At 59.3% G+C, this 24,231-nt stretch carries 23 protein-coding genes and 3 tRNA genes; 7 read left to right on the forward strand and 19 right to left on the reverse strand.

Annotated features, from left to right (window positions below):
- The first annotated feature begins 248 nt into the window (after positions 1 to 248).
- Positions 249 to 1,379, forward strand: coding sequence for a carbon-nitrogen hydrolase family protein (locus J3P97_RS17440; protein WP_434672386.1), 1,131 nt, complete (start codon positions 249 to 251; stop codon positions 1,377 to 1,379).
- 2 nt (positions 1,380 to 1,381) lie between these two features.
- Positions 1,382 to 2,416, forward strand: a complete 1,035-nt coding sequence (locus J3P97_RS17445; protein WP_434672387.1) for an AraC family transcriptional regulator — start codon at positions 1,382 to 1,384, stop codon at positions 2,414 to 2,416.
- A gap of 37 nt (positions 2,417 to 2,453) precedes the next feature.
- Here the strand turns inward: J3P97_RS17445 and J3P97_RS17450 are convergent, their stop codons facing one another.
- The 11 genes from J3P97_RS17450 to J3P97_RS17500 all read right to left on the reverse strand — a co-directional run bounded on the left by J3P97_RS17450 (position 2,454) and on the right by J3P97_RS17500 (position 13,068).
- Entirely contained in the window at positions 2,454 to 2,597 is a 144-nt protein-coding gene (locus J3P97_RS17450; RefSeq protein WP_434573193.1) for a hypothetical protein, read from the reverse strand.
- A 113-nt stretch (positions 2,598 to 2,710) separates the two neighbouring features.
- Positions 2,711 to 3,586: a DUF2242 domain-containing protein gene (locus J3P97_RS17455; RefSeq protein ID WP_434672388.1), complete on the reverse strand. Its 876-nt coding sequence runs from the start codon at positions 3,584 to 3,586 to the stop codon at positions 2,711 to 2,713.
- Between the two features lie 218 nt (positions 3,587 to 3,804).
- A complete protein-coding gene (locus tag J3P97_RS17460) occupies positions 3,805 to 5,676 on the reverse strand; it encodes a SurA N-terminal domain-containing protein (RefSeq protein WP_434672389.1) in 1,872 nt (623 codons plus the stop codon).
- Between the two features lie 223 nt (positions 5,677 to 5,899).
- Positions 5,900 to 6,172: an HU family DNA-binding protein gene (locus tag J3P97_RS17465; protein WP_008077714.1), complete on the reverse strand. Its 273-nt coding sequence runs from the start codon at positions 6,170 to 6,172 to the stop codon at positions 5,900 to 5,902.
- A gap of 148 nt (positions 6,173 to 6,320) precedes the next feature.
- A complete protein-coding gene (gene lon / locus J3P97_RS17470; protein WP_434672390.1) occupies positions 6,321 to 8,717 on the reverse strand; it encodes an endopeptidase La in 2,397 nt (798 codons plus the stop codon).
- Between the two features lie 161 nt (positions 8,718 to 8,878).
- Positions 8,879 to 10,162, reverse strand: coding sequence for an ATP-dependent Clp protease ATP-binding subunit ClpX (gene clpX, locus J3P97_RS17475; RefSeq protein WP_024778305.1), 1,284 nt, complete (start codon positions 10,160 to 10,162; stop codon positions 8,879 to 8,881).
- A 112-nt stretch (positions 10,163 to 10,274) separates the two neighbouring features.
- Positions 10,275 to 10,910: an ATP-dependent Clp endopeptidase proteolytic subunit ClpP gene (gene clpP, locus J3P97_RS17480; RefSeq protein WP_030140021.1), complete on the reverse strand. Its 636-nt coding sequence runs from the start codon at positions 10,908 to 10,910 to the stop codon at positions 10,275 to 10,277.
- 92 nt (positions 10,911 to 11,002) lie between these two features.
- Positions 11,003 to 12,313, reverse strand: a complete 1,311-nt coding sequence (gene tig / locus J3P97_RS17485) for a trigger factor (RefSeq protein WP_420764630.1) — start codon at positions 12,311 to 12,313, stop codon at positions 11,003 to 11,005.
- Positions 12,314 to 12,731: 418 nt separating this feature from the next.
- Positions 12,732 to 12,816 (reverse strand) — tRNA-Leu (locus J3P97_RS17490).
- A 58-nt stretch (positions 12,817 to 12,874) separates the two neighbouring features.
- Positions 12,875 to 12,950 (reverse strand) — tRNA-His (locus J3P97_RS17495).
- A 41-nt stretch (positions 12,951 to 12,991) separates the two neighbouring features.
- Positions 12,992 to 13,068: transfer RNA gene (locus J3P97_RS17500), tRNA-Arg, on the reverse strand.
- Between the two features lie 281 nt (positions 13,069 to 13,349).
- Between J3P97_RS17500 and folD the strand changes: the two genes are divergently transcribed.
- A complete protein-coding gene (gene folD, locus J3P97_RS17505; protein WP_039589132.1) occupies positions 13,350 to 14,204 on the forward strand; it encodes a bifunctional methylenetetrahydrofolate dehydrogenase/methenyltetrahydrofolate cyclohydrolase FolD in 855 nt (284 codons plus the stop codon).
- Between the two features lie 348 nt (positions 14,205 to 14,552).
- Positions 14,553 to 15,491, forward strand: a complete 939-nt coding sequence (gene pbpG / locus J3P97_RS17510; RefSeq protein WP_434573184.1) for a D-alanyl-D-alanine endopeptidase — start codon at positions 14,553 to 14,555, stop codon at positions 15,489 to 15,491.
- Between the two features lie 48 nt (positions 15,492 to 15,539).
- On the opposite strand, the gene J3P97_RS17515 is transcribed toward pbpG, so the two are convergent.
- The 4 genes from J3P97_RS17515 to J3P97_RS17530 form a co-directional block, all read right to left on the reverse strand.
- Positions 15,540 to 15,743: a DUF6021 family protein gene (locus tag J3P97_RS17515; RefSeq protein ID WP_305500075.1), complete on the reverse strand. Its 204-nt coding sequence runs from the start codon at positions 15,741 to 15,743 to the stop codon at positions 15,540 to 15,542.
- A gap of 100 nt (positions 15,744 to 15,843) precedes the next feature.
- On the reverse strand, positions 15,844 to 16,521 hold the full coding sequence (locus tag J3P97_RS17520; protein WP_434672391.1) for a peptidase C39 family protein: 678 nt from the start codon (positions 16,519 to 16,521) through the stop codon (positions 15,844 to 15,846).
- Positions 16,522 to 16,976: 455 nt separating this feature from the next.
- Complete coding sequence (locus J3P97_RS17525) at positions 16,977 to 17,726, reverse strand: TerC family protein (protein ID WP_434573180.1); 750 nt, start codon at positions 17,724 to 17,726, stop codon at positions 16,977 to 16,979.
- Between the two features lie 28 nt (positions 17,727 to 17,754).
- Positions 17,755 to 18,018 (reverse strand): hypothetical protein, encoded by a 264-nt coding sequence (locus J3P97_RS17530; RefSeq protein ID WP_305500071.1) that lies wholly within the window; start codon positions 18,016 to 18,018, stop codon positions 17,755 to 17,757.
- A 136-nt stretch (positions 18,019 to 18,154) separates the two neighbouring features.
- Between J3P97_RS17530 and nhaR the strand changes: the two genes are divergently transcribed.
- Positions 18,155 to 19,051 carry a transcriptional activator NhaR gene (gene nhaR / locus J3P97_RS17535; RefSeq protein WP_434629942.1) on the forward strand — a complete coding sequence of 299 codons (897 nt, stop codon included), beginning with the start codon at positions 18,155 to 18,157 and terminating at the stop codon, positions 19,049 to 19,051.
- On the opposite strand, the gene J3P97_RS17540 is transcribed toward nhaR, so the two are convergent.
- The gene (locus J3P97_RS17540; RefSeq protein ID WP_434672392.1) at positions 19,048 to 20,208 is read right to left on the reverse strand and encodes an MFS transporter; all 1,161 of its coding nucleotides are present in this window, start codon (positions 20,206 to 20,208) and stop codon (positions 19,048 to 19,050) included. The two genes, nhaR and J3P97_RS17540, sit on opposite strands and share 4 nt — an antisense overlap.
- Positions 20,209 to 20,352: 144 nt before the next feature.
- Positions 20,353 to 20,490, reverse strand: coding sequence for a hypothetical protein (locus tag J3P97_RS17545; protein ID WP_434629941.1), 138 nt, complete (start codon positions 20,488 to 20,490; stop codon positions 20,353 to 20,355).
- On the opposite strand from J3P97_RS17545, the gene sstT reads away from it, so the two are divergent.
- The gene (gene sstT, locus J3P97_RS17550; protein WP_434601272.1) at positions 20,489 to 21,721 is read left to right on the forward strand and encodes a serine/threonine transporter SstT; all 1,233 of its coding nucleotides are present in this window, start codon (positions 20,489 to 20,491) and stop codon (positions 21,719 to 21,721) included. The two genes, J3P97_RS17545 and sstT, sit on opposite strands and share 2 nt — an antisense overlap.
- Before the next feature lie 176 nt (positions 21,722 to 21,897).
- Here sstT and J3P97_RS17555 read toward each other — a convergent pair whose 3' ends face one another.
- Entirely contained in the window at positions 21,898 to 22,407 is a 510-nt protein-coding gene (locus J3P97_RS17555) for a DUF1993 domain-containing protein (RefSeq protein WP_434573173.1), read from the reverse strand.
- Between the two features lie 130 nt (positions 22,408 to 22,537).
- Between J3P97_RS17555 and J3P97_RS17560 the strand changes: the two genes are divergently transcribed.
- Entirely contained in the window at positions 22,538 to 23,188 is a 651-nt protein-coding gene (locus J3P97_RS17560; protein ID WP_434573171.1) for a YceH family protein, read from the forward strand.
- Here the strand turns inward: J3P97_RS17560 and J3P97_RS17565 are convergent, their stop codons facing one another.
- Positions 23,189 to 24,007: a shikimate 5-dehydrogenase gene (locus J3P97_RS17565; protein WP_434672393.1), complete on the reverse strand. Its 819-nt coding sequence runs from the start codon at positions 24,005 to 24,007 to the stop codon at positions 23,189 to 23,191.
- Between the last annotated feature and the right edge of the window lie 224 nt (positions 24,008 to 24,231).

Below are 24,231 nucleotides of genomic sequence, written 5' to 3' on the forward strand. Positions count from 1 at the left end.
GGGCGATCACGGAAAAATGCGGAAGCTCTGCGGCTTCCATCAGTCATGACCGACAGCGTAAGAGTCGGGATGCGAGCGCTCAATGGCCGTAACTGACAACTTGATGATCGAAATGCACAGAGCCCGCGCCGGCAGACGGTTCCCGAAGTGCACGCACGCGCCCTTTCGCTAAACCGTTGTTTTACCGTACCCTGCCGCGTGACTTCTGATGAAAATCACGAACCTGTACGCGGCCATCGACTGTCCCCATGCGCAAATTTCTGTACCTGCTGTTCTCATTGGCCCTGACAGCCGCCCTGATCACTTATGCACTGTGGACAGCAGACCGTCCGGCGGGCCATTACCTGTCAGACCTGCGGATCAACCTGGCGGTCGACCGGGGCACGCCGGCCAATCGAGGCAACCTGCTGGGCATCCAGCCGGAATTGTTCCCCACCGACTACCAGAGCCCCGAACGCCTGCATCGCAAGCTAGCGGCGTACCTGCAGACTGCCCGCGACCAAGGGTTCGTCAACGAAAAAACCGTCGTGGTCCTGCCCGAGCATATCGGCACCTGGCTGATGGTCAGCGGCGAAAAGGACGAGGTGTACCAGGCCACTACCCTCAAACAGGCCATGAACTGGCTCGCCATCAGCAATCCGCTGGCCTTTATCCGCGCATTGGCGGAGGCCGAGGGCGACAGCCGGCTGGACGATGCGTACCTGCGCATGAAGGCGGACAGCATGGCCCATGACTACCAGGCACTGTTCGGTGGACTGGCCAGGGAGTTCGGCGTAACGCTTGTGGCCGGCTCCATCGTACTGCCCGAGCCCAGCGTCAGCGAAGGCGAGCTGAAAATCGGTGGTGGCGCGTTGTACAACAGCAGCCTGGTGTTCGGTCGTGACGGCCGGCCGATCGGCCAACCACAACGCCAGCGACATCCGGTGTTTGACCAGCAGGACGTGCTTGGGGCCGAACGGCCGGACGTCACCCACGTCATTGACACGCCGGCCGGGCGCCTGGGCGTGCTGATCGGCAGCGACAGTTGGTATCCGCTTCATTATCGACAACTCGACGAACAAGGGGCCCAACTGATCGCCGTGCCCGCCTTTGTCATCGGCCGCGACGCCTGGAACAAGCCTTGGGCCGGCTACAAAGGCCTGTCCACGCCAAGCGAAGTGAGCCTCAAGCCCGGTGAGGTGAGCGAGGGGCAGGCCTGGCGTCGGCTGACGTTGACCAGCCGGTTGCCCATCAGCCAGGCCCGCGGCGGCGTCAGCGTATTCTTGCGTGGGCAGTTCTGGGACAAAGGCAGCGCTGGCCAGAGCTTCATCAGCCACAACGGCGAGCAATTCACCGATGGTGAAGCCCGTGGCGCACGCCTGCTGAACTTGTGGCTTTAGATATGCAAAAGCCTATGCGCCTGGGTGACCTGTCCGTAGGTTTCGTCCATAGCCTGGCGGACGCAGTGGCCAGTCACGGCCATGACCCACAGCCATTGCTCGAACAATACGGCCTCGATGCCGCGCGCCTGGCTGAGCCCGGGGCGCGCCTGTCGATCCCGCGCTACATGCGCCTGGGCCATGCCGCCATCCAACTGACACAGGATCCGGCCTTGGGCCTGCGCATGGGCCAGCTCAGTCGCCTGAGCCAGGCCGGGCTGGCCGGCGTCACCGCGGCCCAGGCGCCCACCGTACGCGAGGCCGCACGCTGCATGATCCGCTTCGAGCCGCTGTACGGCTCCAATTACCGTGGTCAATCGAGTCTTCACGAGGACGCCCGGGGCGCGTGGCTGCGGTTCTACTCCATCAGCCCGTATAACGCCTACAACCGCTTCGTCGTGGACTCGATCATTGCCGGCTGGCTCCAGCAACTGTCCAGCGTCTGCGACGTGGTGTTGCGGGCCGAACGTATCGAAATCGAATTCGAGGAGCCAACTTACCTCGAAGCCTACCGTAGCCTCGGCGAAGGCCCGATCCAGTTCGCAGCCGAGCAGAACCAATTGCGCCTGGGGCTGGACAGCCTCGCCCTGCGCAACCCACAGCATTGCCCGAGCACCTGGCGTCACCTGGTTCAGTTATGTGAACGAGAACTGGAACAGCTGACTCGCACCCGCACCCTGCGCGAGCGAATCATTCAATTGCTGGGGCCGCTGCTCAATGGCGGACGGGAGCCGAATCTGGAAGAAGTGGCGATGCGCCTGAAGCTGCCGACCTGGACGTTGCGCCGCAAGCTCGCGGAAGAAGGTACGCAGTTCCGGGCGATCCTCAACGACACTCGCCGAGACCTTGCCATGACGTACATCCGCGACACGGAGCTGGCCTTTGGCGAAATCGCTTACCTGCTGGGGTTCGCCTCGGCCGAGGCATTCCAACGGGCTTTCAAGCGCTGGAACAACCAGACGCCGGGAGAGTTCCGGCGTAGCCGTAGAGCGACTTGAAGACCAGGCTCCCGGCCTGCACTGTAGTGTCTGCTACCTACAGTTCCGTGGCGTCTTCGGCAGGTTCCAGGGGGTCCAGCTCATAAGCCTGATATTCGAGCAGCTCTTCCTGATAATCGTCCATTGCCTGTCCTTCCCAATAATCGTTGAAACCGATGCCTGATGGCCTTGGAATCAGCATAAAGCTGCTTGATGAACAAAACATGAAGCCAAGGCTTCATGAATTAAACGTAGCACAGCATTGGGAATTTAATCAGCGCAGGTGTGGCAAGGCGTTACCGCCCGACCACAGGCTCAGGATGCAGGAAGCGGCTGGATCGGCTCGGTTGGCGCCGGCAGGGAACTGGGCGGTGGCGGAGTAATGCTCTCTGTCGACGGGGGTGCGTAGGACTCCGGCTCGCTGGGAGCGATTGGCGCAGGCTCGGCAGGTGGCGCGACCGGCTCGGAAGCGGCCGGCGCGGTTTCGACAGGTGCTGGAGCAGCCTCTTCGACCGGCGCAACGGGAGCAGGAGTCGGCTCGGGTGCCGGGATTGTCGCGGGCGCTGGAGTTGCGGCGGGAGCCAGGGCAGCCGGCTCCACCTTCGGCTCTGGAATGCCCAGTTCGGCTTTCGGTTTGTCGACGTTTCCAGCGGCTTTTTTCGCTTCGGGAGGCAGGAACACCTCCACCAGCGCAAAGAAACGCTCATAGAATTTGGCTGCGGACACCGTTTCGCTGGCGACCTTGACCATCGAATCGTCCGACGAGCCAATCGGCATCGACACCGACCCCAATACACCCACGCCAAGGCTGGCGGAGTTATTGGTCTTCTTCAGGGCATACCGGTCCTGTAGAGCGTTGGCAAAGATCGTGGCGCGGTGGCCCGGACCGCCATCTTCGGCACAGACCAGGTTGAAACTGATCTCCATGTGCGTGTCGCCGGTCTGCTGGAAACTCTTGTGGCCGCTGACCAGCTTCGGATCGCTGCTGGTGATGATGTACCCCTGGCTCAGCAGCGCACGACGTCCTGCTTCACAAGTCGCCACGTCAGTCACCGGATAGGTACGCGAGAACGTGCCCGAATCATCGAAGTTCTCGTGCTCGTAAATGGCCGCTTTCTTGGAAGAGCAACCGGTCGCGGCGACCAGCAGCAATGCCAGCCCAACGGTGCGCATGTGAAATGATCTGAACATTGAACATCCTGAGGAAAACAGTCCGGGGCGTATTGTGCAACAGAATGCGGCCGGACAGCTTGGGTAATCTTGTCTCAAAGGGCTTACAAGTCTACGGGGGGATGCCAGCGGGAAAAAGAAGCAATCCTGATGAATCGACGAACATCGCCGTCGTGGCAATACACGGATACAAAAAGACCCCGACCTTTCGGCCGGGGTCTTCAGGGTCACGCATCAAGTCAGAAGCGCTTGATGTCTGCCTCGCTTTCCAATTGCTTGCGATAAGCCGCGAAGTCCTGCTGGCCGACCCGGGACGCCAGGTACCGACGGTATTCGGCCTTTTCTTCCTCGGTCGGAGCAGCACCTTCGTTGACGCCGTTCAAGCGCAGGACCGTCACGCCGCCGTCAGGCAGGGTCACGCTGGCGAATGTCGGCTTGTCCTTCGACTCAGGCTTGGACATGCGGAACAGCGCCTGCAGCACCGCAGGGTCGATACCTTCCTGGCTGCGGGTCGCCGCCTCGACGACTTTCCAGCCTTGACCGTTGACAGGCTTGTCCAGCGCCGTCTTGCCATCGCGCAGGCTGGCAATCAACTCATCGGCCTGAGTCTTGGCGGCAGCGCTGGCGTGTTCCTTGGCCAACTGGGCGCGGATCGGACCGGTCACGGTTTCCAGCGGAAGCTGCTGAGGCTTGCGATGCTCCTTGGCACGCAGCACCACGACGGTTTCCGGATCCAGCTCGATGGCGGTACTGTTGGCCCCCTCCTCCAGCACTTCCGGGCTGAACGCTGCGGTAATCACGGCACGGTTGGCCGCGATCCCTTCGCCGCCTTCACGACCGAACGGTGCCGACGTATGGACGGTCAGCTTAAGGTCCTGGGCTGGCTGGGCCAGGTCGGAAGCCTCGAACGAAGCGTCTTCCAGTTGCTTGGTCGCCTCGACGAATCGCTGCTCCACTTGCTGGGTCTTCAGATCGCGGGTCAGCTTGTCCTTCAGGCTCGCAAAACTCGGAACCTCAGGCGCTTCGACACCCAGCAGCTTGATCAGGTGCAGGCCGAAATCGGTTCGCACCGGTGCCGAGACCTGATCCTTGTTCAACGCATACAGCGCCTTTTCGAATTCCGGATCATAGACACCTGGACCGGCATAACCGAGATCGCCGCCGTTGTTGGCTGAGCCCGGATCCTGGGAGAATTCCTTCGCCAGCGCCTCAAACGACTCGCCTTTGGCCAGTCGAGCCTGGATTTCCTCGATCTTGGCCTTGGCCTGGGCTTCGGTGACCTTGTCGTTCACTTCAATCAGGATGTGCGCAGCACGACGCTGTTCGGAAAGATTAGCGATCTCTTTCTGGTAAGCCGCCTGCAGATCTTCATCCTTGACGCTGACTTGATCGAAGAATGAAGCCTTCTTCAGCTCGAGATAGTCGATGACTACCTGATCAGGCGTCATGAACTCCTTGGCGTGCTGGTCGTAGTAAGCCTTGACCTCATCGTCGGTCAGCTTCACGGCCGCCGGATCCGCCTTGACGGTGAGCGTAGCGAAATCACGGGTCTGCTTTTCCAGGCGGGCGAATGCCAACACCTGGGCATCGGTGACAAAACCGCTGCCAGCGAGACCGGCACGCAATTGACCAATGAGCATTTCCTGCGCCAGCATCTCGCGGAACTGCAGTCGGCCATAACCCAACTGGCGAATCACCTGGTCGAAACGCTCAGGACTGAATTTACCATCGACCTGGAATTCCGGCGTTTGCAGGATCACCTGGTCCAACGCGGCTTCGGAGAAAGCGAATTTCGCATCGTGTGCGCCTTGCAGCAACAGCTTGCGATCGATCAGCCCTTTGAGCGCCGAGTCACGCAGCATCTTCTCGTCCAGCAGGGAGGCGTCGAAATCCTTGCCCAGCTGTTGCATGAGCTGACGGCGTTGCATATCGACCGCCTGGCTCAGCTCGTTCTGGCTGATTTTTTCGCCGTTGACCTTGGCCGCGTCATTGCTGTTGGTGGTGGCTTGAAAAATAGCTTCGAAACCGGTCAACGCCATCAATGCGACGATGATTCCGATGATGGTCTTGGCAATCCAGCCTTGTGAATTGTCCCTGATATTCTGCAGCATGCGTCCCCCAGAAACGGTTGAACTTCAAAATTAGGCAACCGTGGAGCGTGGGTAGAATCCGGATAGAAGAAAGGCGCATCCGAGGATGCGCCTTCTCGTAACTGGCGGAGCGGACCGGGCTCGAACCCGCGAGCCCTGGCGTGACAGCCCGTTTGTGCCGGCTGCATTACCGCTCCGCTGCCAAGCCAGGCATGACCCCGACCCGGATAAACTCAATGAAACCTTAGTTGACGGCTTCTTTCAGCGCTTTACCAGCTTTGAAGCCTGGCTTTTTGGCAGCGGCGATTTGCAGCGTCTTGCCAGTCTGCGGGTTGCGACCAACACGAGCTGGACGATCGGTAACGGAGAAAGTACCGAAACCCACCAGAACAACAGAGTCGCCAGCCTTGAGAGCGCCAGTGACGGATTCGATTACAGCGTCCAGCGCACGGCCAGCAGCAGCTTTCGGGATATCAGCGGATGCAGCGATAGCATCAATCAGTTCCGACTTGTTCACTCTAAGTCCCCTTATATCTATTTGAGATGATTCTAAGTTTTTTTGGTGAAAGCAAAAACGAGTGCTGAATGGCCTGCAGACACTTAAGAGCCGCTTTATAACAAGGGCTCTAAAAAACTGTCAAGGAAGCCCCCCAGGCAAATGCGTATTAATGCGTGCTAATTCTTTCCTTAGAGTCAGACTCTCGCTGTTCTTCCTTTGCGACAATCTCCGGAGCCACATCCGGCAAGGGCTCCGGCGCGTATTGCAGCGCAATTTGCAGGACTTCGTCAATCCATTTAACCGGTTTGATCTGAAGATCCTGCTTGATGTTGTCGGGAATTTCCTTGAGATCACGGACATTCTCTTCCGGAATGATCACAATCTTGATCCCGCCACGGTGAGCTGCCAGAAGTTTTTCTTTCAGGCCGCCAATCGCCAGGACCTGGCCACGCAGGGTGATTTCACCGGTCATGGCGACATCCGCACGCACCGGAATGCCAGTCAATGCAGAAACCAGGGCGGTGCACATGCCCACGCCGGCGCTCGGTCCATCCTTGGGTGTAGCCCCCTCCGGCATGTGGATATGCGTGTCCCGCTTCTCATGGAAATCCAAGGGAATGCCCAGGCTGCGCGCGCGGCTGCGCACCACCGTCAGCGCCGCGGTGATCGACTCCACCATGACATCGCCAAGGGAACCGGTCTTTATCAATTGGCCCTTGCCCGGAACCACGGCGGCCTCAATGGTCAGCAACTCGCCGCCGACCTGCGTCCACGCGAGGCCGGTCACCTGACCGATCTGGTCCTGTTGCTCGGCGAGCCCGTAGCGGAACTTGCGCACACCGAGGAAGTGCTCCAGCAGGTCGGATGTCACCTTGACCGCGAAGCGTTTTTCCAGCGCGTGCTCCTTGACCGCCTTGCGGCAGACCTTGGCAATCTGCCGCTCGAGACCACGCACACCGGCTTCCCGGGTGTAGTAACGAATGATGTCGCGAATCGCCTCCTCGTCAAATTCCAGCTCACCCTTTTTCAGGCCGTTGGCCTGGATCTGCTTGGGCGAAAGGTACTTGACGGCGATGTTGATCTTCTCGTCTTCGGTGTAGCCCGGCAGACGAATCACCTCCATCCGGTCCAGCAACGCTGGCGGGATATTCATTGAGTTTGAGGTGCACAGGAACATCACGTCGGAGAGGTCGTAGTCGACTTCCAGATAGTGATCGTTGAAATTGTGATTCTGCTCGGGATCGAGCACCTCAAGCAACGCGGACGCAGGATCACCGCGCATATCGCTGCCCATCTTGTCGATTTCATCCAAAAGGAACAGCGGGTTGCGCACACCCACCTTCGTCATCTTTTGAATCAATCTTCCTGGCATGGAACCGATGTACGTGCGGCGATGACCACGAATTTCCGCCTCGTCACGCACGCCGCCAAGCGCCATTCGCACAAATTTGCGGTTGGTGGCGTGGGCGATCGATTCCGCCAGGGAAGTCTTACCGACACCCGGAGGACCGACCAGGCACAGGACCGGGCCACGAATCTTCTTCACGCGTTTCTGCACGGCGAGGTATTCAAGGATGCGTTCCTTGACCTCTTCCAGGCCGTAATGGTCCGCATCGAGGATGTCCTCGGCACGCGCCAGGTCCAGGCGGACCTTGCTCTGGGCTTTCCACGGCACCTGGACCAGCCAGTCGATGTAGGAACGCACCACGGTGGCTTCGGCAGACATCGGCGACATCTGCTTGAGCTTGTTCAACTCGGCCTGGGCCTTGGCGAGCGCGTCCTTCGGCAGGCCAGCGGCATCGATGCGCTTTTTCAGCTCTTCGATTTCGTTGTGACCTTCGTCGCCATCGCCGAGCTCTTTCTGAATGGCCTTCATCTGCTCATTCAGATAGTACTCACGCTGACTGCGCTCCATCTGTTTCTTGACGCGACCACGAATGCGTTTTTCAACCTGCAGCAGGTCGATTTCGCCGTCGAGCAATGCCAGTACGTGCTCGACACGCGCCGACAGCTCGATAATCTCGAGGATTTCCTGCTTCTGCTCGATCTTGAGGGCCATGTGGGCCGCCATCGTATCGACCAGGCGTCCTGGCTCGTCGATGCTGTTGAGCGACGACAGGACCTCAGCAGGCACCTTCTTGCCCAACTGCACATACTGTTCGAACTGCGACAGCAGGCTGCGGACAAAAACCTCCGACTCACGCTCAGGCGCCTCGACTTCGTCGATCAGCGACACCTCGGCACGGCAATGCCCGTCCACTTCGCTGAAACGCTCGACCGCCCCCCGCTGTTCGCCCTCGACCAGGACCTTGACGGTGCCGTCAGGAAGCTTGAGCAGTTGCAGGACCGTTGCAATCGTACCTACGCGATAAAGTGCGTCTTCACCGGGATCATCGTCGGCAGGGTTTCTCTGAGCGATCAGAAGAATCTGCTTATCACCCGTCATCGCGGCCTCGAGGGCTTCGATGGACTTCTCGCGCCCCACGAACAGCGGGATAACCATGTGCGGATATACCACGACATCGCGCAATGGCAGGAGAGGCAATTCGATGGTTGTCTTCATGATTTCGCCTCTACGGCGGCCGTAAGGCCGTGAACAGATGGAAGTAAGCTTGAAACCAAGATGGGGGCAGCCTTCAAAAAAAACAAGCGCTAAGACACGTCTAAAACGCGCTAATAGCAAAGGGGCCCGAAGGCCCCTCCTTTATTCCGACAGCGGGACACTTATGCGTCCGGCGCAGCCTTGGCAGCCGGCTCACTGTTTTCGTAGATATACAGTGGCTTGGACTTGCCTTCTATGACGCTTTCGTCGATGACGACTTTACTCACCTCGGACTGCGAGGGGATTTCGTACATCGTATCGAGCAATACGCCTTCGAGAATCGAACGCAACCCACGGGCACCGGTTTTACGCTCCAGGGCACGCTTGGCGACGGATTTCAGCGCGTCGGAACGGAATTCGAGGTCTACGCCTTCCATTTCGAACAGCTTGGCATATTGCTTGGTCAGGGCGTTTTTCGGCTCGGTCAGAATCTGCATCAACGCAGCTTCATCCAGCTCGTCCAGTGTCGCCAGGACCGGCAGACGACCGACGAATTCCGGAATCAAGCCGAACTTGACCAGATCGTCAGGCTCGACTTCACGCAGGGATTCACCGACCTTCTTGCCTTCTTCCTTGCTGCGAACCTCGGCGTTGAAGCCGATGCCGCCACGGGTGGAACGGTTCTGGATGACCTTTTCCAGGCCGGAGAACGCACCACCGCAGATGAACAGGATGTTACGCGTGTCGACCTGCAGGAATTCCTGCTGCGGGTGCTTGCGACCGCCTTGGGGCGGAACGGAAGCGACCGTGCCTTCGATCAACTTGAGCAACGCCTGCTGCACGCCCTCGCCGGAAACATCCCGGGTGATGGACGGGTTGTCGGACTTGCGGGAAATCTTGTCGATTTCATCGATGTAGACAATGCCCATCTGGGCCTTTTCCACGTCGTAGTCGCACTTCTGCAGCAGTTTCTGAATGATGTTCTCGACGTCCTCACCCACATAACCCGCCTCGGTGAGGGTGGTTGCGTCGGCGATGGTGAACGGAACGTTCAGCAAACGGGCCAGGGTTTCGGCAAGCAGGGTCTTACCCGAGCCTGTCGGGCCGATCAGCAGGATGTTGCTCTTGCCGAGTTCGACTTCGTCATTCTTCTTGTCACGCTGGTTCAGACGCTTGTAGTGGTTGTACACCGCTACGGCCAGTACCTTTTTCGCGCGCTCCTGACCGATTACATACTGGTCAAGGATGCCGCTGATTTCTTTGGGCGAAGGCAACTTATGCGCGCTGCTTTCGGCCTGGGCTTCCTGCACCTCCTCGCGGATGATGTCATTGCACAGGTCGACGCACTCGTCGCAAATGAAGACCGAGGGGCCGGCAATCAATTTGCGTACTTCATGCTGGCTTTTGCCACAGAAGGAGCAATAGAGCAGTTTGCCGTTGTCCTCGCCGTTGCGGGTGTCAGTCATTCGATCGATCCAAATCCGATAGGCTTGCAACACAAGATGAAGGCAATTGCGGGCTTTTTCAAGCCCGCAGATGATCGGACCTGCCGATCAACCTTATTTTGAGCTGCTTATTTTAAGCGGGGCGCTGGCTGATCACTTCATCGATCAGACCATATTCACGTGCGGCTTCAGCGCTCATGAAATTGTCGCGATTGGTATCGCGCTCGATTTCTTCAAGCGTGCGCCCGCTGTGCTTGGCCATCAACGTGTTGAGGCGCTCGCGGATGAAGAGGATTTCCTTGGCATGGATTTCGATATCAGATGCCTGGCCTTGGAAACCGCCCAGCGGCTGGTGAATCATCACGCGGGAATTCGGCAGGCAGTAACGCTTGCCTTGGGCACCGGCGGTCAGCAAAAACGCACCCATGCTGCACGCCTGACCGATGCAGGTCGTCGAAACGTTAGGCTTGATGAACTGCATGGTGTCGTAGATCGACATTCCCGCCGTCACCGAACCGCCCGGGGAGTTGATATAGAGATGGATGTCCTTGTCCGGGTTTTCGGCTTCAAGGAACAGCAGTTGTGCACAGATCAGGTTGGCCATGTAGTCCTCTACCGGACCTACCAAAAAGATCACTCGCTCCTTGAGCAGACGCGAATAGATGTCATAGGCACGTTCGCCACGGGCGGACTGCTCGATAACCATAGGGACCAGGCCGCCTGCGGCCTGGATGTCAGAGCTCTGCTGATAAAAAGAATTGCGGGACATGTCTCGCAGTCACTCCCAAATAGTTATGTCTTGAATACGCATAAGCCAGCGCGAAGGCTGGCTTATGGTGTGTATTTCTTACCGCAGAACCATCAATCGGCTTGTGGAGCTTCCACCGGCTTGACCGCTTCTTCGTAAGAGACCGCTTTGTCGGTCACGCTAGCTTTCTGCAGAACAGTATCCACAACTTGCTCTTCCAGCACAACCGAACGGACTTCGTTCAGCTGCTGCTCGTTCTTGTAGTACCAGGACACTACCTGCTCAGGCTCTTGGTAAGCCGAGGCCATTTCCTGGATCAGCTCGCGAACGCGGGCTTCGTCAGGCTTGAGTTCGAACTGCTTGACGACTTCAGCGACGATCAGGCCCAGTACGACGCGGCGCTTGGCTTGCTCTTCGAAGAGTTCGGCCGGCAGTTGGTCCGGCTTGATGTTGCCACCAAACTGCTGAACGGCCTGCACGCGCAGACGGTTTACTTCGTTGTCCAGCAGAGCCTTCGGCACTTCGATCGGGTTGGAGGCCAGCAGACCGTCCATGACCTGGTTCTTGACCTTGGACTTGATGGCCTGACGCAGCTCGCGCTCCATGTTCTTGCGAACTTCGGCGCGGAAACCTTCCAGACCGGTTTCCTTGATACCGAACTGGGCGAAGAACTCTTCGTTCAGCTCAGGCAGCTTAGGCTCGGAAACGCTGTTGACGGTCACGGTGAACTCGGCGGCTTTGCCGGCCAGGTCCAGGTTCTGATAATCCTCTGGGAAGGTCACGTTCAGAACGCGCTCTTCGCCAGCCTTGGCGCCAACCAGGCCGTCTTCGAAGCCCGGGATCATGCGACCGGAGCCCAGCACCAGCTGGGTAGCCTTGGCGGAACCGCCAGCAAACACTTCACCGTCGACCTTGCCGACGAAATCGATGTTCAGCTGGTCTTCGTTCTGGGCGGCACGATCAGTGGCTTCGAAACGGGTGTTCTGCTTGCGCAGGATGTCGAGCATCTTGTCCAGGTCGGCATCCGAAACGTCAGCGCTCAGGCGCTCGACGGCAATGGACTCGAAACCGGCAACGGTGAACTCGGGGAACACTTCGAACGTGGCAACGAACTCGAGGTCCTTGCCTTTTTCCAGCACTTTAGGCTCGACGGAGGGAGCGCCAGCCGGGTTCAGCTTCTGCTCGACCACCGCTTCGTAGAACGAAGACTGGATCACGTCGCCCACGGCTTCCTGGCGCGCATCAGCTTCGTAACGCTGACGGATCACGCTCATTGGCACTTTGCCTGGGCGGAAACCTGGGATTTTGGCCTTTTGGGCAGTCTGCTGCAGACGCTTGTTGACCTGAGTCTCGATACGCTCAGCTGGCACGGTGATGCTCATGCGGCGCTCAAGAGCAGAAGTATTTTCAACAGAAACTTGCATGGATATTCCTCGTTGCACAGACGTTGGCCGGGCGTTTCCGACCCCAGAATCAAGGGCATGCATTCTAGTAGGTCAAACTCAAGAAGTCACCCTACTGAAAACACGCAGGAAACAGACGCCGAATTTATAAGCAGGGCCATGGTTCATGCCCCGCCCGGTTTGCTAATACAGTTGATCACCGCCAAGGCTCTGCGCAGCACCTTCCTATATAGAAGCACCGCAACCGCGCGCTTGGCATGCAGCCTTTTATAAAAAGACCGACGGGCATGCCGAGTATCATCGCGAAACACAATCGCGAACACTCCCGCCGCGCGCCCGCCCCAAGGACCGACGCCGACACGTAACCGGTGAAAACAAAAACGGCGCAGCCCCTTCTCAGGTTCTGCGCCGTTCTCTGCTAATTAAATAGCGACTTGTATGGTGCGGACGGAGAGACTCGAACTCTCACACCTTGCGGCGCTGGAACCTAAATCCAGTGTGTCTACCAATTCCACCACATCCGCGTATCAAGCTTTTAAAGCAAAGGCGCCAGATTGTTAGATCTGGCGCCTTTCTAGAATATGGGGTGGACGATGGGGATCGAACCCACGACAACGGGAGTCACAATCCCGTGCTCTACCAACTGAGCTACGCCCACCATATTGCCTTGTAGCGTTACTTGTGCCAAAGCTGCCTAATTGGCGCACCCGGCAGGACTCGAACCTGCGACCATCCGCTTAGAAGGCGGATGCTCTATCCAGCTGAGCTACGGGCGCCTTTTTAATCTGTATTCTTGGACGATTACAAACTAAGTGCTTTCAGTTTTGCCGAGTTTAAACTACCAACTCCGCTCAACCTTCTTAACCAGTGCTAGGCTGTGCCCGACAAGTGCGACGAATGTTATAGACGGCCCGATAGGTCGTCAACTCTTTTTTAAAAAAAATTCATTTAATTAAAGGGCTTAGGGGAATTTGCAGACCAAGCGCCTTTGCCCTCACGCCTCGGCATGCGAGAATGCGTTCTCTTTTTTTCCCCTCTCGATGGTTAACCACGCGCAATGACTGCACAACTTATCGACGGCAAATCGATCGCCGCCAGCCTGCGCCAGCAGATCGCCCAACGAGTCACCGAGCGCCGCCAGCAAGGCCTGCGCACGCCCGGCCTTGCGGTGATCCTGGTCGGCAGCGATCCTGCCTCTCAGGTTTATGTCTCGCACAAGCGTAAAGACTGTGAAGAGGTCGGCTTCCTTTCCCAGGCCTACGACCTGCCTTCCGAAACCACTCAGCAAGCGCTGGCCGATCTGATCGACCGCCTCAATGACGATCCGAACATCGATGGCGTGCTGCTCCAGCTACCGCTGCCCGAACACCTTGACGCCTCTAAACTGCTGGAGCGTATCCGCCCGGACAAGGACGTCGACGGTTTCCATCCTTATAACGTCGGTCGGCTCGCCCAACGCATCCCATTGCTGCGCCCTTGCACGCCCAAGGGCATCATGACCTTGCTGGAAAGCACTGGCGTGGATCTTTACGGGCTCGATGCCGTGGTCGTGGGCGCCTCCAACATCGTTGGCCGGCCGATGGCCATGGAATTGCTGCTCGCTGGCTGTACCGTCACCGTGACCCATCGCTTCACCAAGGACCTGGCGGGCCACGTCGGTCGGGCTGACCTGGTGGTGGTGGCCGCCGGCAAGCCGGGCCTGGTCAAAGGCGAATGGATCAAGGAAGGCGCCATCGTCATCGACGTCGGCATCAACCGCCAGGACGACGGCAAGCTGGTGGGCGATGTGGTCTATGAAACCGCCCTGCCCCGCGCCGGCTGGATCACGCCGGTACCCGGCGGCGTAGGACCGATGACCCGGGCCTGCCTGCTGGAGAACACCCTTTATGCGGCCGAGACGCTGCATAGCTGATTAGCCGTTTCAACTCAGCCACAAACCCTGTGGGAGCGAGCCTGCTCGCGATAGCGGTGGACCGGTCAACATCCGAGTTGACTGACACACCGCCATCGCGAGCAAGCTCGCTCCCACAGGTTTTTCTGGCGACCGGACTGGGTCGCCTGGCATCGATCACTTCGGCGGACTGACGATTTACAAATTTTTCAGATTCGATTCGCCAGAATCGCCTTCATTAAACTTTATTTATTGATGCGCCCCGACGGCACAGGCATATAGCGCTGACGTCGCCCATACTCCTAAAATGCGGCGCTTTTTAACAAGCCGCTGCTCGACAGCACCTTCAACTCCATCGAGTCTACTCGCGTGAAAATCCGTCTTTCGATCCTCAGCCTGTTTTTCCTTTTCACGGGCACCTTTATCACGCAGAACATCAGCGCGCAGGAAACCATTGCCCCGCCACGAGACACTTCAAAACTGCAGGTCGCCTCCGGCAGTGCAATCCTGCTGGACCTGCAGACGGACAAGGTGGTCTATTCGAGCAATCCGGACGTCGTGGTGCCGATCGCATCGGTGACCAAGTTGATGACCGGCCTGATCGTCCTGGACGCCAGGCAGAACCTGGACGAATACATTTCCATGACCATCGCCAACACGCCGGAAATGAAAGGTGTGTTTTCCCGGGTCAAGCTCAACAGCGAACTGTCACGCCGGGACACGCTGCTGATCGCCCTGATGTCGTCGGAGAACCGCGCCGCCGCCAGCCTCGCCCATCATTATCCGGGCGGCTACGCGGCGTTCATTGCGGCGATGAACGCCAAGGCCAAGGCGCTGGGCATGTCCAGCACCCACTATGTCGAGCCCACCGGCCTGTCCATTCACAACGTCTCGACCGCCAGGGACCTGACCAAGCTGTTGATCGCCGCTCGCAAGTATCCATTGCTGAGCGAATTGAGTACCACCAAGGAAAAGACCGTGACGTTCCGCAAGCCGGCCTACAGCCTGGGCTTTCGCAACACCGATCATCTGGTCCACAAGGCCAACTGGGACATTCAGTTGACCAAGACCGGCTTCACCAACCAGGCCGGTCATTGCCTGGTGCTGGTGACAAAAATGGGTAATCGTCCGATGGCGCTGGTGATTCTCGACGCGTTCGGCAAATACACTCATTTTGCCGATGCCAGCCGTATTCGCAGCTGGGTCGAGACAGGCAAAAGCGCCAGTGTCCCGGCCGTGGCCTTGCAATACAAGGCCGCTAAGAACCTCAAGAGCCGCCAGAGTGGCGTGGTAGAAGCGTCAAAATAATTCGGCCAGGCGCAAACAGATAGCCCCGACTCGTCGGGGCTATTTTTGTCAGGGCTTGAGGTTACCCAGTGGGTCATAGGCTCTCGAAGAAGGTGGCTCCTCATCCTCCTCGTCCCGGGGCGCCTTGGCCGGCCCTACCGGGTCCACTTGCGGATCGTCGAGATCCGGCGAGTCCGGATCGAACCCCAAGTCATCATCACCGGATGAATGCTCGGAAGAATGCGGCCCTGAAGGTGTTTTCGACTGTGCCATGGTTGCCTCCTTGAATCATGGCCCGGAGATTCCAGGCCTTGACGATAAGAACCCGAGGCATGCGAGGTCGTGCCCGAAAGCTGACGAACGGGGACGCGACTCAGCGTACGGAGCCCAACGCCTTGGTGGCCCGCGCGGCGGCCTGCTCCTGCCCTGCCCCGGCCAACTCGTCAGCGGCCTTCAACCAGCGCTGGGAGTCAACGTTGGCCGGAAGTTGCGTGGGTTGCTGTATCAACACCGCCCAACCGCCCGCGCCTTTGAACGCCGATTCGAATGCATCGAAACTCATCAACGACCGCCGGTTCATCCCCGACCGCAGCAGCACGGTACGTTTTTGTCGGTTGTAACCAGCCAGAATCGCGTAGCGTGGCCCGGACCAGAACGCCGAACCCTCGGTGTAGCGCAACAGCACGGGATAACCCGCCGCCACCTGTTCGAGCAACGCCGCGAGCTCCTGGTCGAGGGGATAGACGACCAGTCCGTATTCACGTGCCAGGGTTTGCAGACTCTGCTGCAAACGCGCCTCGCCACCGGGCAGGTGTAACGGTTTCTCCAGCAACCCGGGCGTGATGACCGTTCCTTGCAAGGTCAACAGGGCGGCCAATGATTGCGGCGCGCCCTGATACATCTCGCCGCGAAAGAACGGCACGCTGTTGAGTTCGACCCGCTCGGGCAGACGCTTTATCTGCGGCGATACGCCCCCCGCGCACCCAACCAGGACAGCGGCACAGGTCAGCGCCACTACCAGTGATCGAAAAGATGAAATTACCGGCACCATTAATGACTCTCTTGTTCAGGCAGACCCGGCATCCGGGCCGGGCTTGGGCCGACGATCATAAAGTGCGCGCCCGCCTGGGTATAGCCACAAGCAAGAGTTTCACAACCGCGATAGAACGAACCGATCCGTCGCCAATGCCGGCGATCGACTGCTCGTAACACTCGAGCGGCTAGACTGTCCATTGTAATGAGTGCATTGCCCGAGTCCGGGCTGAAGGAGGCACAGATGAGCCTGACGACGACTATTCTGATGCTGATATTTGGCTGGCTGAGCGTAGCGACGGCCATGTTGTGGGGCGTAATGCGGATCGCCCGGCGCCATCATCACGTACCTCCCCCTCAAGCGAAACGGCCCTCCAAACCCGCCAGGCGCCACGCCACCGCACACTGAGATTATCGCCGCGCATGAAAAAGCCGCCCGGGCCTTGGACCCGGGCGGCTTTTGTCTGCCTGGTATCAGGCTTTGTCGACGAGTGCTTTCTCCCTGGCGCGTCGGGACAGCATGTTCAACACCTCGATCGCCGCCGAGAAGGCCATGGCCGCGTAGATGTAGCCCTTGGGCACATGAGCACCGAAACCTTCGGCGATCAGGGTCATGCCAATCATGATCAGGAAGCCCAGGGCCAACATGACCACGGTGGGGTTGTCATTGATGAACTTCGCCAACGGCTCGGCGGCCAGCAGCATCACCAGCACCGAAACCACCACGGCGATGATCATGATCGGCAAGTGTTCGGTCATACCCACCGCGGTAATGATGCTGTCGATGGAAAACACCAGGTCGAGCATCAGGATCTGACCGATCGCAGCAGCAAACCCGAGGGTCACGCCAGAAGTGGCCGACTTGGGATCGTTCGGCGCCGGGTCCATGCTGTGATGGATCTCGGTGGTCGCCTTCCACAACAGGAACAGGCCACCGGCGATGAGGATCATGTCCTTCCAGGAAAAGGCCTGGCCAAGGATTTCGATCACCGGTTCCGTCAACTGCACAATGAACGCGATGGTGCTCAGCAGGCCCAGGCGCAGGATCAGCGCCATGCCGATACCGATCCGCCGCGCCTTGGCGCGATGCTGTTCGGGCAGCTTGTTGGTCAAGATCGAAATGAAGATCAGGTTGTCGATGCCAAGCACGATTTCCATGACGACCAGGGTGGCCAAGGCAATCCAGGCGGTGGGGCTGGCGGCAAGCTGTAACAGATAATCCATGGGTCAGTCCTGACTCGATATGACGGGGTTAGATGGTCTTGGTGGAGGATTCGGATTCTTCAGCGTCTTTCTCCGGCTCTTTTTTGGGGCTTATCAGCCCACCGGTAGCCTCGCTGATGGCCTGTTCGGCAGCCTTGTGAGTATCGTCGATTGCCTGCTTGGCCGTTTCGACTGCTTGTTCCTTAAGTTGCTGGGCCAACTGCTGGGCGCTTTTTTCCGCTTGTTCACAACCCACGAGCGCTATCGATGACAGCGACAGGAAGGCTGCAAGACCCAAGGATTTATACGTCATGGACAGTGCCTCTTCAAAAAATGGATGGAGCACAAAGATGGCTCACCGATGGCCCGGCATTCTAGAGAGGCTGATACTTCAGGAAAATTCGTATTTTCAGCGGCTATACTTCGGTTTTTACGAATCGGCGAAAACCATGCTCAATTATCGACAGCTGCATTATTTCTGGGTGGTGGCAAAAACCGGCAGCATCGTGCGCGCCTGTGAGCAATTGAACCTGACCCCGCAAACCATCAGCGGGCAGATCTCCCTGTTCGAACAGACCTACAACATCAAACTGTTCCAGCGCGTCGGGCGCCAGTTGGAGCTGACAGAAGCCGGTCGCCAGACGTTGCCTTACGCCGAACACATGTTCCAACTCGGCGGTGAATTGGAATTGATACTGCGCGCCCAGCCCAACGAGCAGCAGACACTTTTTCGGGTCGGGGTGGCGGATGTCGTGCCCAAGTCCATCGTCTATCGGCTGCTGGCCCCGACCATGGAACTGAGCGAGCCACTGCGTATCACCTGTCGCGAGGACAAGCTCGAACGGCTGCTGGCGGACCTGGCAATCCAACGCCTGGACCTGGTGATTTCCGACAGCCCGATGCCGACTCACCTGGATATCAAGGGCTACAGCCAGAAGCTTGGAGAATGCGGGATCAGCTTTTTTGCCACCGCCGCGCTGGCCGATCGTCATGGGCAGAATTTTCCCCATGGCCTGCATGACGCCCCGCTGCTGATCCCGGGACCGGAAACCGTCGTACGCAGCCGCCTGCAACGCTGGTTCGCCGAACAGCAGATCCAGCCGCGGATTGTCGGCGAGTTCGACGACAGCGCGTTGATGCAGGCATTCGGCCAGTCAGGCAGCGGGATTTTTATCGGTCCCAGCGTGATTGCCGAAGAGGTCAAGCGGCAATATGGGGTGCAGGTCATCGGCCAGACCGAGGCAGTGAGCGAGTCGTTCTACGCCATTTCCGTGGAACGCAAGGTCAGCCACCCTGGCATCGTCGCGATTGCCGAAGGGGCACGCCGCGAGCTGTTCAGCGCCTAGCAATCAGCGCAGGCATTGCGGGGCTTGAACGTCATCAGCAACAGCGCCAGCAGGATCGATACCAGGATGAATCCGGCCGCCGCAAAACCGACGCTGCCCAGGCCCAGGGTATCGATGACCCGACCGCCCACCAACGCCCCCAGGCCAATGCCCAGGTTGGCCCCGGCGATGTTCAGCGAAGCAGCAAACGCCGGCGCTTCAGGGGCCGCTTTCATCAGCCGCACATGGCTAACCAGGAACAGCGCCGCCTGGGTCACGCCCCAGATACCCATCGCGGCGGCCAACCCCAGCGTCGAATGAATGCTCGGCACCAGCGCCACCATGCCGCCGATCATGAACAGGCAGAACACCATTGAGGCGATCAGCGGATGCCGGTCTACCGCGCGACCACCCAGGGAGTTGCCGAGCAGGCCCACGGCCCCGAAGCCCATCAGGCACCAACCCACGAGCGTACCGTCGAACCCGGCCAGGCGTTCGAGGATATCCGCCAGATAGGTATAGGCGGTAAACATGCCGCTGAATACCAGGATCGACAGCAGCACATGCCCCTGCATCAGGGGGCTGCGCAGGATCTTGAATTGCGAGCGAAAGCTCACTTGATGCTGGTGCAGATTGGTTTTCGGCAGGTAGATAAACAGCAGCAGCGCCTTGGCGAACGCGATGCCCGCCAGGATTGCAAAAGCGCTGCGCCAGCCGAATGCATCGGAGATCAGGGTGCCGACCGGAATGCCGAATACCGTGGCGCAGACGATACCGAAGCCGATCCGCGCGATGGCTCGCCCGGCAAACTGCGGCCCGACGATGTCCACTGCGGTTTCACTGGCCAACGCCCAGAATACCGGCAGACCCAAAGCCGGGACCAACCGGGCAATGGCCATGACCCAGATGTTCGGCGCCAGCGCCGCCAAAGTGTTGGCCAGGCCGAACATCACCAGCACGCTGATGAACAGCCGACGCCGTTCGACACGGGCAAACCACGCGGTCAGGAACGGCCCGAACGCCGCGACAGTAAACGCGAACAAAGTCACCAGCAGTCCAGCCTGAGGGATGGTGACATGCAAGTCCCGGGCGATGGCTGGCAACAGGCCGACAATGATGAATTCCGTGGTCAGCACCGTGAAGCCGGCGGCGGACAACAGGAAGATGGGCAACAGCATGCAGAACTCCAACAAAACGACGACACCAGCGTTAGCCCAAGGGCCCGCTGGAAAACAAATGAGGTGAGAGCTGCAAAGCCTAACAGATTGGGGCCGTCAGAAAAACGCAGATAAACAGCCAGGTGACGGATCGTCACAGGTCCGTCAGATTTTTCGCCGGGCTGTGATAAAGTCCGCGGCCTGCAAATGCTCCACACTCTTTTCGGTCCCGATCATGTGGCCTGCCCGCTTGTTGCCCTGATTGACGGACCGTTGCACATAAAAAATCAGAGATACCGTCATGACTGCTGTGTCCTCTTCCCTTCTGCACCGCTTCAAACGCACCAGCCTGGTGACGCAAATTGTCATCGGCCTGATCGCCGGCATTGTCCTGGCTTGGCTCGCCCCTGACGTGGCGAAATCCACGGCGTTCATCGGCAAGGTCTTTGTGTCGGCGCTCAAGGCCGTGGCGCCGATCCTGGTGTTCGTGCTGGTCATGGCGTCGATCGCCAACCATAAGCACGGCCAGGAAACCCATATCCGCCCGATCCTCTTCCTTTATCTGCTGGGCACTTTCGCTGCGGCCGTGGTCGCGGTCATTGCCAGCACCCTCTTTCCCTCGAGCCTGGTGTTGAGCGCCCAGGACGTTGCCGTTACCGCGCCCGGCGGGATCAGTGAAGTGCTGCAGAGCCTGTTGCTCAGCGTGGTGGACAACCCCGTTCGAGCGCTGATGGACGGTAATTTCATCGGCATCCTGGCCTGGGCCATCGGCATGGGTATTGCCATTCGCCATGCCGGCGAAACCACGCGCACCGTACTCGAAGACTTGTCCAATGGCGTGACCGTGATTGTTCGGCTGGTCATCCGCTTCGCCCCGCTGGGTATTTTCGGCCTGGTAGCCTCGACCCTGGCCACCTCCGGCTTTGGTGCGCTGCTCGGTTACCTGCACCTGTTGACCGTGCTGATCGGCTGCATGCTGTTCGTGGCACTGGTGGTCAACCCGCTCATCGTGCTCTGGAAACTGCGTCGCAACCCCTTCCCGCTGGTGTTCACCTGCCTGCGTGAAAGCGGCATCACCGCGTTCTTCACGCGCAGCTCGGCGGCCAACATTCCCGTGAACCTGGAGCTGAGCAAGCGCCTCGGCCTGCACGAAGACACCTACTCGGTCTCGATCCCGCTGGGCGCCACCATCAACATGGCCGGGGCCGCCATTACGATCACCGTGTTGACGCTGGCGGCCGTACATACCCTGGGCATCGTGGTGGATGTGCCCACGGCCGTGCTGCTCAGTGTCGTCGCCGCCATCTGCGCCTGCGGCGCGTCCGGGGTCGCCGGCGGTTCGCTATTGTTGATTCCTCTGGCGTGCAGCCTGTTTGGCATCCCCAGCGAAATCGCCATGCAAGTGGTCGCGGTCGGGTTCATCATCGGCGTGCTGCAGGATTCAGCTGAAACCGCGCTGAATTCGTCCACGGATGTGCTGTTCACGGCGGCGGCTTGCCTGGGTGAAGAAGAGCGGGCGCGGCGTACTGCATAAACCGTGCGTCTTCATCGCGAGCAGGCTCGCTCCCACAAGGTCCCTGCGCAATCATTGATTCCTGTGGGAGCGAGCCTGCTCGCGAAGCGGCGCAACAAGCGCTGATGACCTGACAGGCAGCCACAAAAAAGCCCGGAACGGCTCACACCGTCCCGGGCTTTTTTATGCTCGCGGGTTTAGAACGCGCCCATGTAATCGCGCTTGCCTACTTCTACGCCGTTGTGACGCAGCAGTGCATAAGTGGTGGTGACATGGAAGAAGAACTGCGGCAGGCCGTAGGTCAGCAGGTAGGTTTGACCGCTGAAGCGTTTTTCCTTCGGGGTGCCCGGACGGGTGACAATTTCAATGCCTTCCTTGCCATCGATCTGCTCGGGGCTGATGCCGTCGATGAAGGCCAGCACCTTGGCGATCAGCGCTTGCAGCTCGGCGAAGGTGGTCTCGCTGTCGTCGTATTTCGGCACTTCGATCTCGGCCAGGCGCGCGGACACGCCCTTGGCGAAGTCGACGGCGATCTGCACCTGACGCACCAGCGGGAACATGTCCGGGAACAGGCGTGCTTGCAGGAAAGCGTTCGGATCGATGTTTTTTGCGGTGGCGTGGGCTTCGGCCTTGTTCAGCACATCGCTCAGGGCGTTGAGCATCTGTTTGAAAACCGGGACGGAGGCGGCGTACAAGGAAATGGTCATGGCGATCTCATGCGGGTGATAGAAGGAAACGAATCAAACGTGGACGATTATAGCCACGCCTTGTTGCGCTCCTTGTCTTTTATTACGCAAGGATTAGGCTAGGCGGCTTCCACCGCATAGGGAACGCGCAATGAGCATCGAAGAACAAAGCCAGGCCGAAGAACCACGGCTCAACAGCACGGAAATCCGCATCCTTGGCGCCCTGATCGAAAAACAGGCCACCAACCCCGAGACCTACCCTCTCACCCTCAACGCGCTAGTGCTGGCCTGCAACCAGAAGACCAGTCGCGAACCGGTGACGAATCTCAGTCCGGGCCAGGTCGGCCAGAGCTTGCGGGCCCTGGAAGGCCGCGGTTTTACCCGGCTGGTCATGGGCAGCCGCGCCGACCGCTGGGAGCATCGGGTCGACAAGGCGCTGGAGCTGGTGCCGGCCCAGGTGATCCTGATGGGATTGCTGTTCCTGCGCGGCCCACAGACCGTCAATGAACTGCTGACCCGCAGCGGCCGCATGCATGATTTCGAAGACACCGAGCAGGTCGTGCATCAGCTTGAGCGCCTGATCGCCCGAGGCCTGGCGCTGCTGGTGCCACGCCAGGCCGGCCAGCGTGAAGACCGCTACGTGCACGCCATGGGCGACCCCGCGGACATCGAGGCCATCCTCGCCGCCCGCCAGCACCCGGTAGAACGCGGTGGCGCCGGCAGCGGCGTGTCACTGGAACGCCTTGAAGAGCTCGAAGCGCGGATCGCCGCGCTGGAGGAGCGTCTGGCGCGCCTGGAGTAATCAGGACCGGGCGAAAGCCACGGCCTTGTCGAATTGCTCCAGGTTGGGCCGCACGCCCGTGTACAGCACAAACTGCTCCAAGGCCTGGATCGCGATCACCTCCAGCCCGGTGATGACTCGCTTGCCTTCTGCCCGGGCCCGGACGATCAAGGGCGTTTCCGACGGAATCGCCACCACATCGAATACCGTCTCGGCTGCCTCGAGGGCATCGGGCTCGAACGCCAGGTGGTCCGCTTCAGGACCGCCGGCCATGCCGATCGGCGTCACGTTGATCAGCATTTGTGGCCGGCGATCGCCCAGCTCGGCTTGCCATTCGTATCCCAGCGAGTCGGCCAGGGCTCGGCCGGTGGTTTCGTTGCGGGCGACGATCAGGCCATTTTTATAGCCGCCATCGCGCAAGGCACTGGCGACCGCCTTGGCCATGCCGCCGCTGCCGCGCAGGGCGAAAGTCGAATCCTTGGGTACCGCATGGGTCTGCAGCAACTGGGCGATGGCAATGTAGTCGGTGTTGTAGGCCTTCAAATGGCCGTCAGTGTTGAGGATGGTATTGATCGACTGGATCGCGGCCGCGGAAGGATCCAACTCATCGACCAAGGCGATGCAGGCCTCCTTGAACGGCATCGACACGCCGCATCCGCGGATGCCCAGGGCGCGAATGCCACGCACCGCACCCGGCAGGTCGCGACTGCTGAACGCCTTGTAGTAGAAGTTCAGGCCCAGTTGTTCGTAGAGGTGATTATGAAAGCGCAGGCCGAAATTGCCCGGGCGCCCCGATAGTGACATGCACAGCTGGGTGTCTTTGTTGGGGTTCATCTGCATGCTCGTCTCCTTGAAACACTTTCGGAAAAACGCGATCGCCGTACCGACCGGTCCTGTTCGATGCTCAGACCTCGGGCGCAGCGCAGCGACTCGCCATCCGCTGCAAAAAAATCAGCCACAGACCTTACACAATATTTACCCAACGGCGGTGCAAATCCTGGGAAAATCGCTGTCAGAGCAAGTATCCCCGCGCCCCTTATCGGGTCTGTCGCAGGCCACAGGCG

It is taken from the genome of Pseudomonas sp. R1-15, from assembly GCF_051132085.1.
GTDB lineage: Bacteria > Pseudomonadota > Gammaproteobacteria > Pseudomonadales > Pseudomonadaceae > Aquipseudomonas.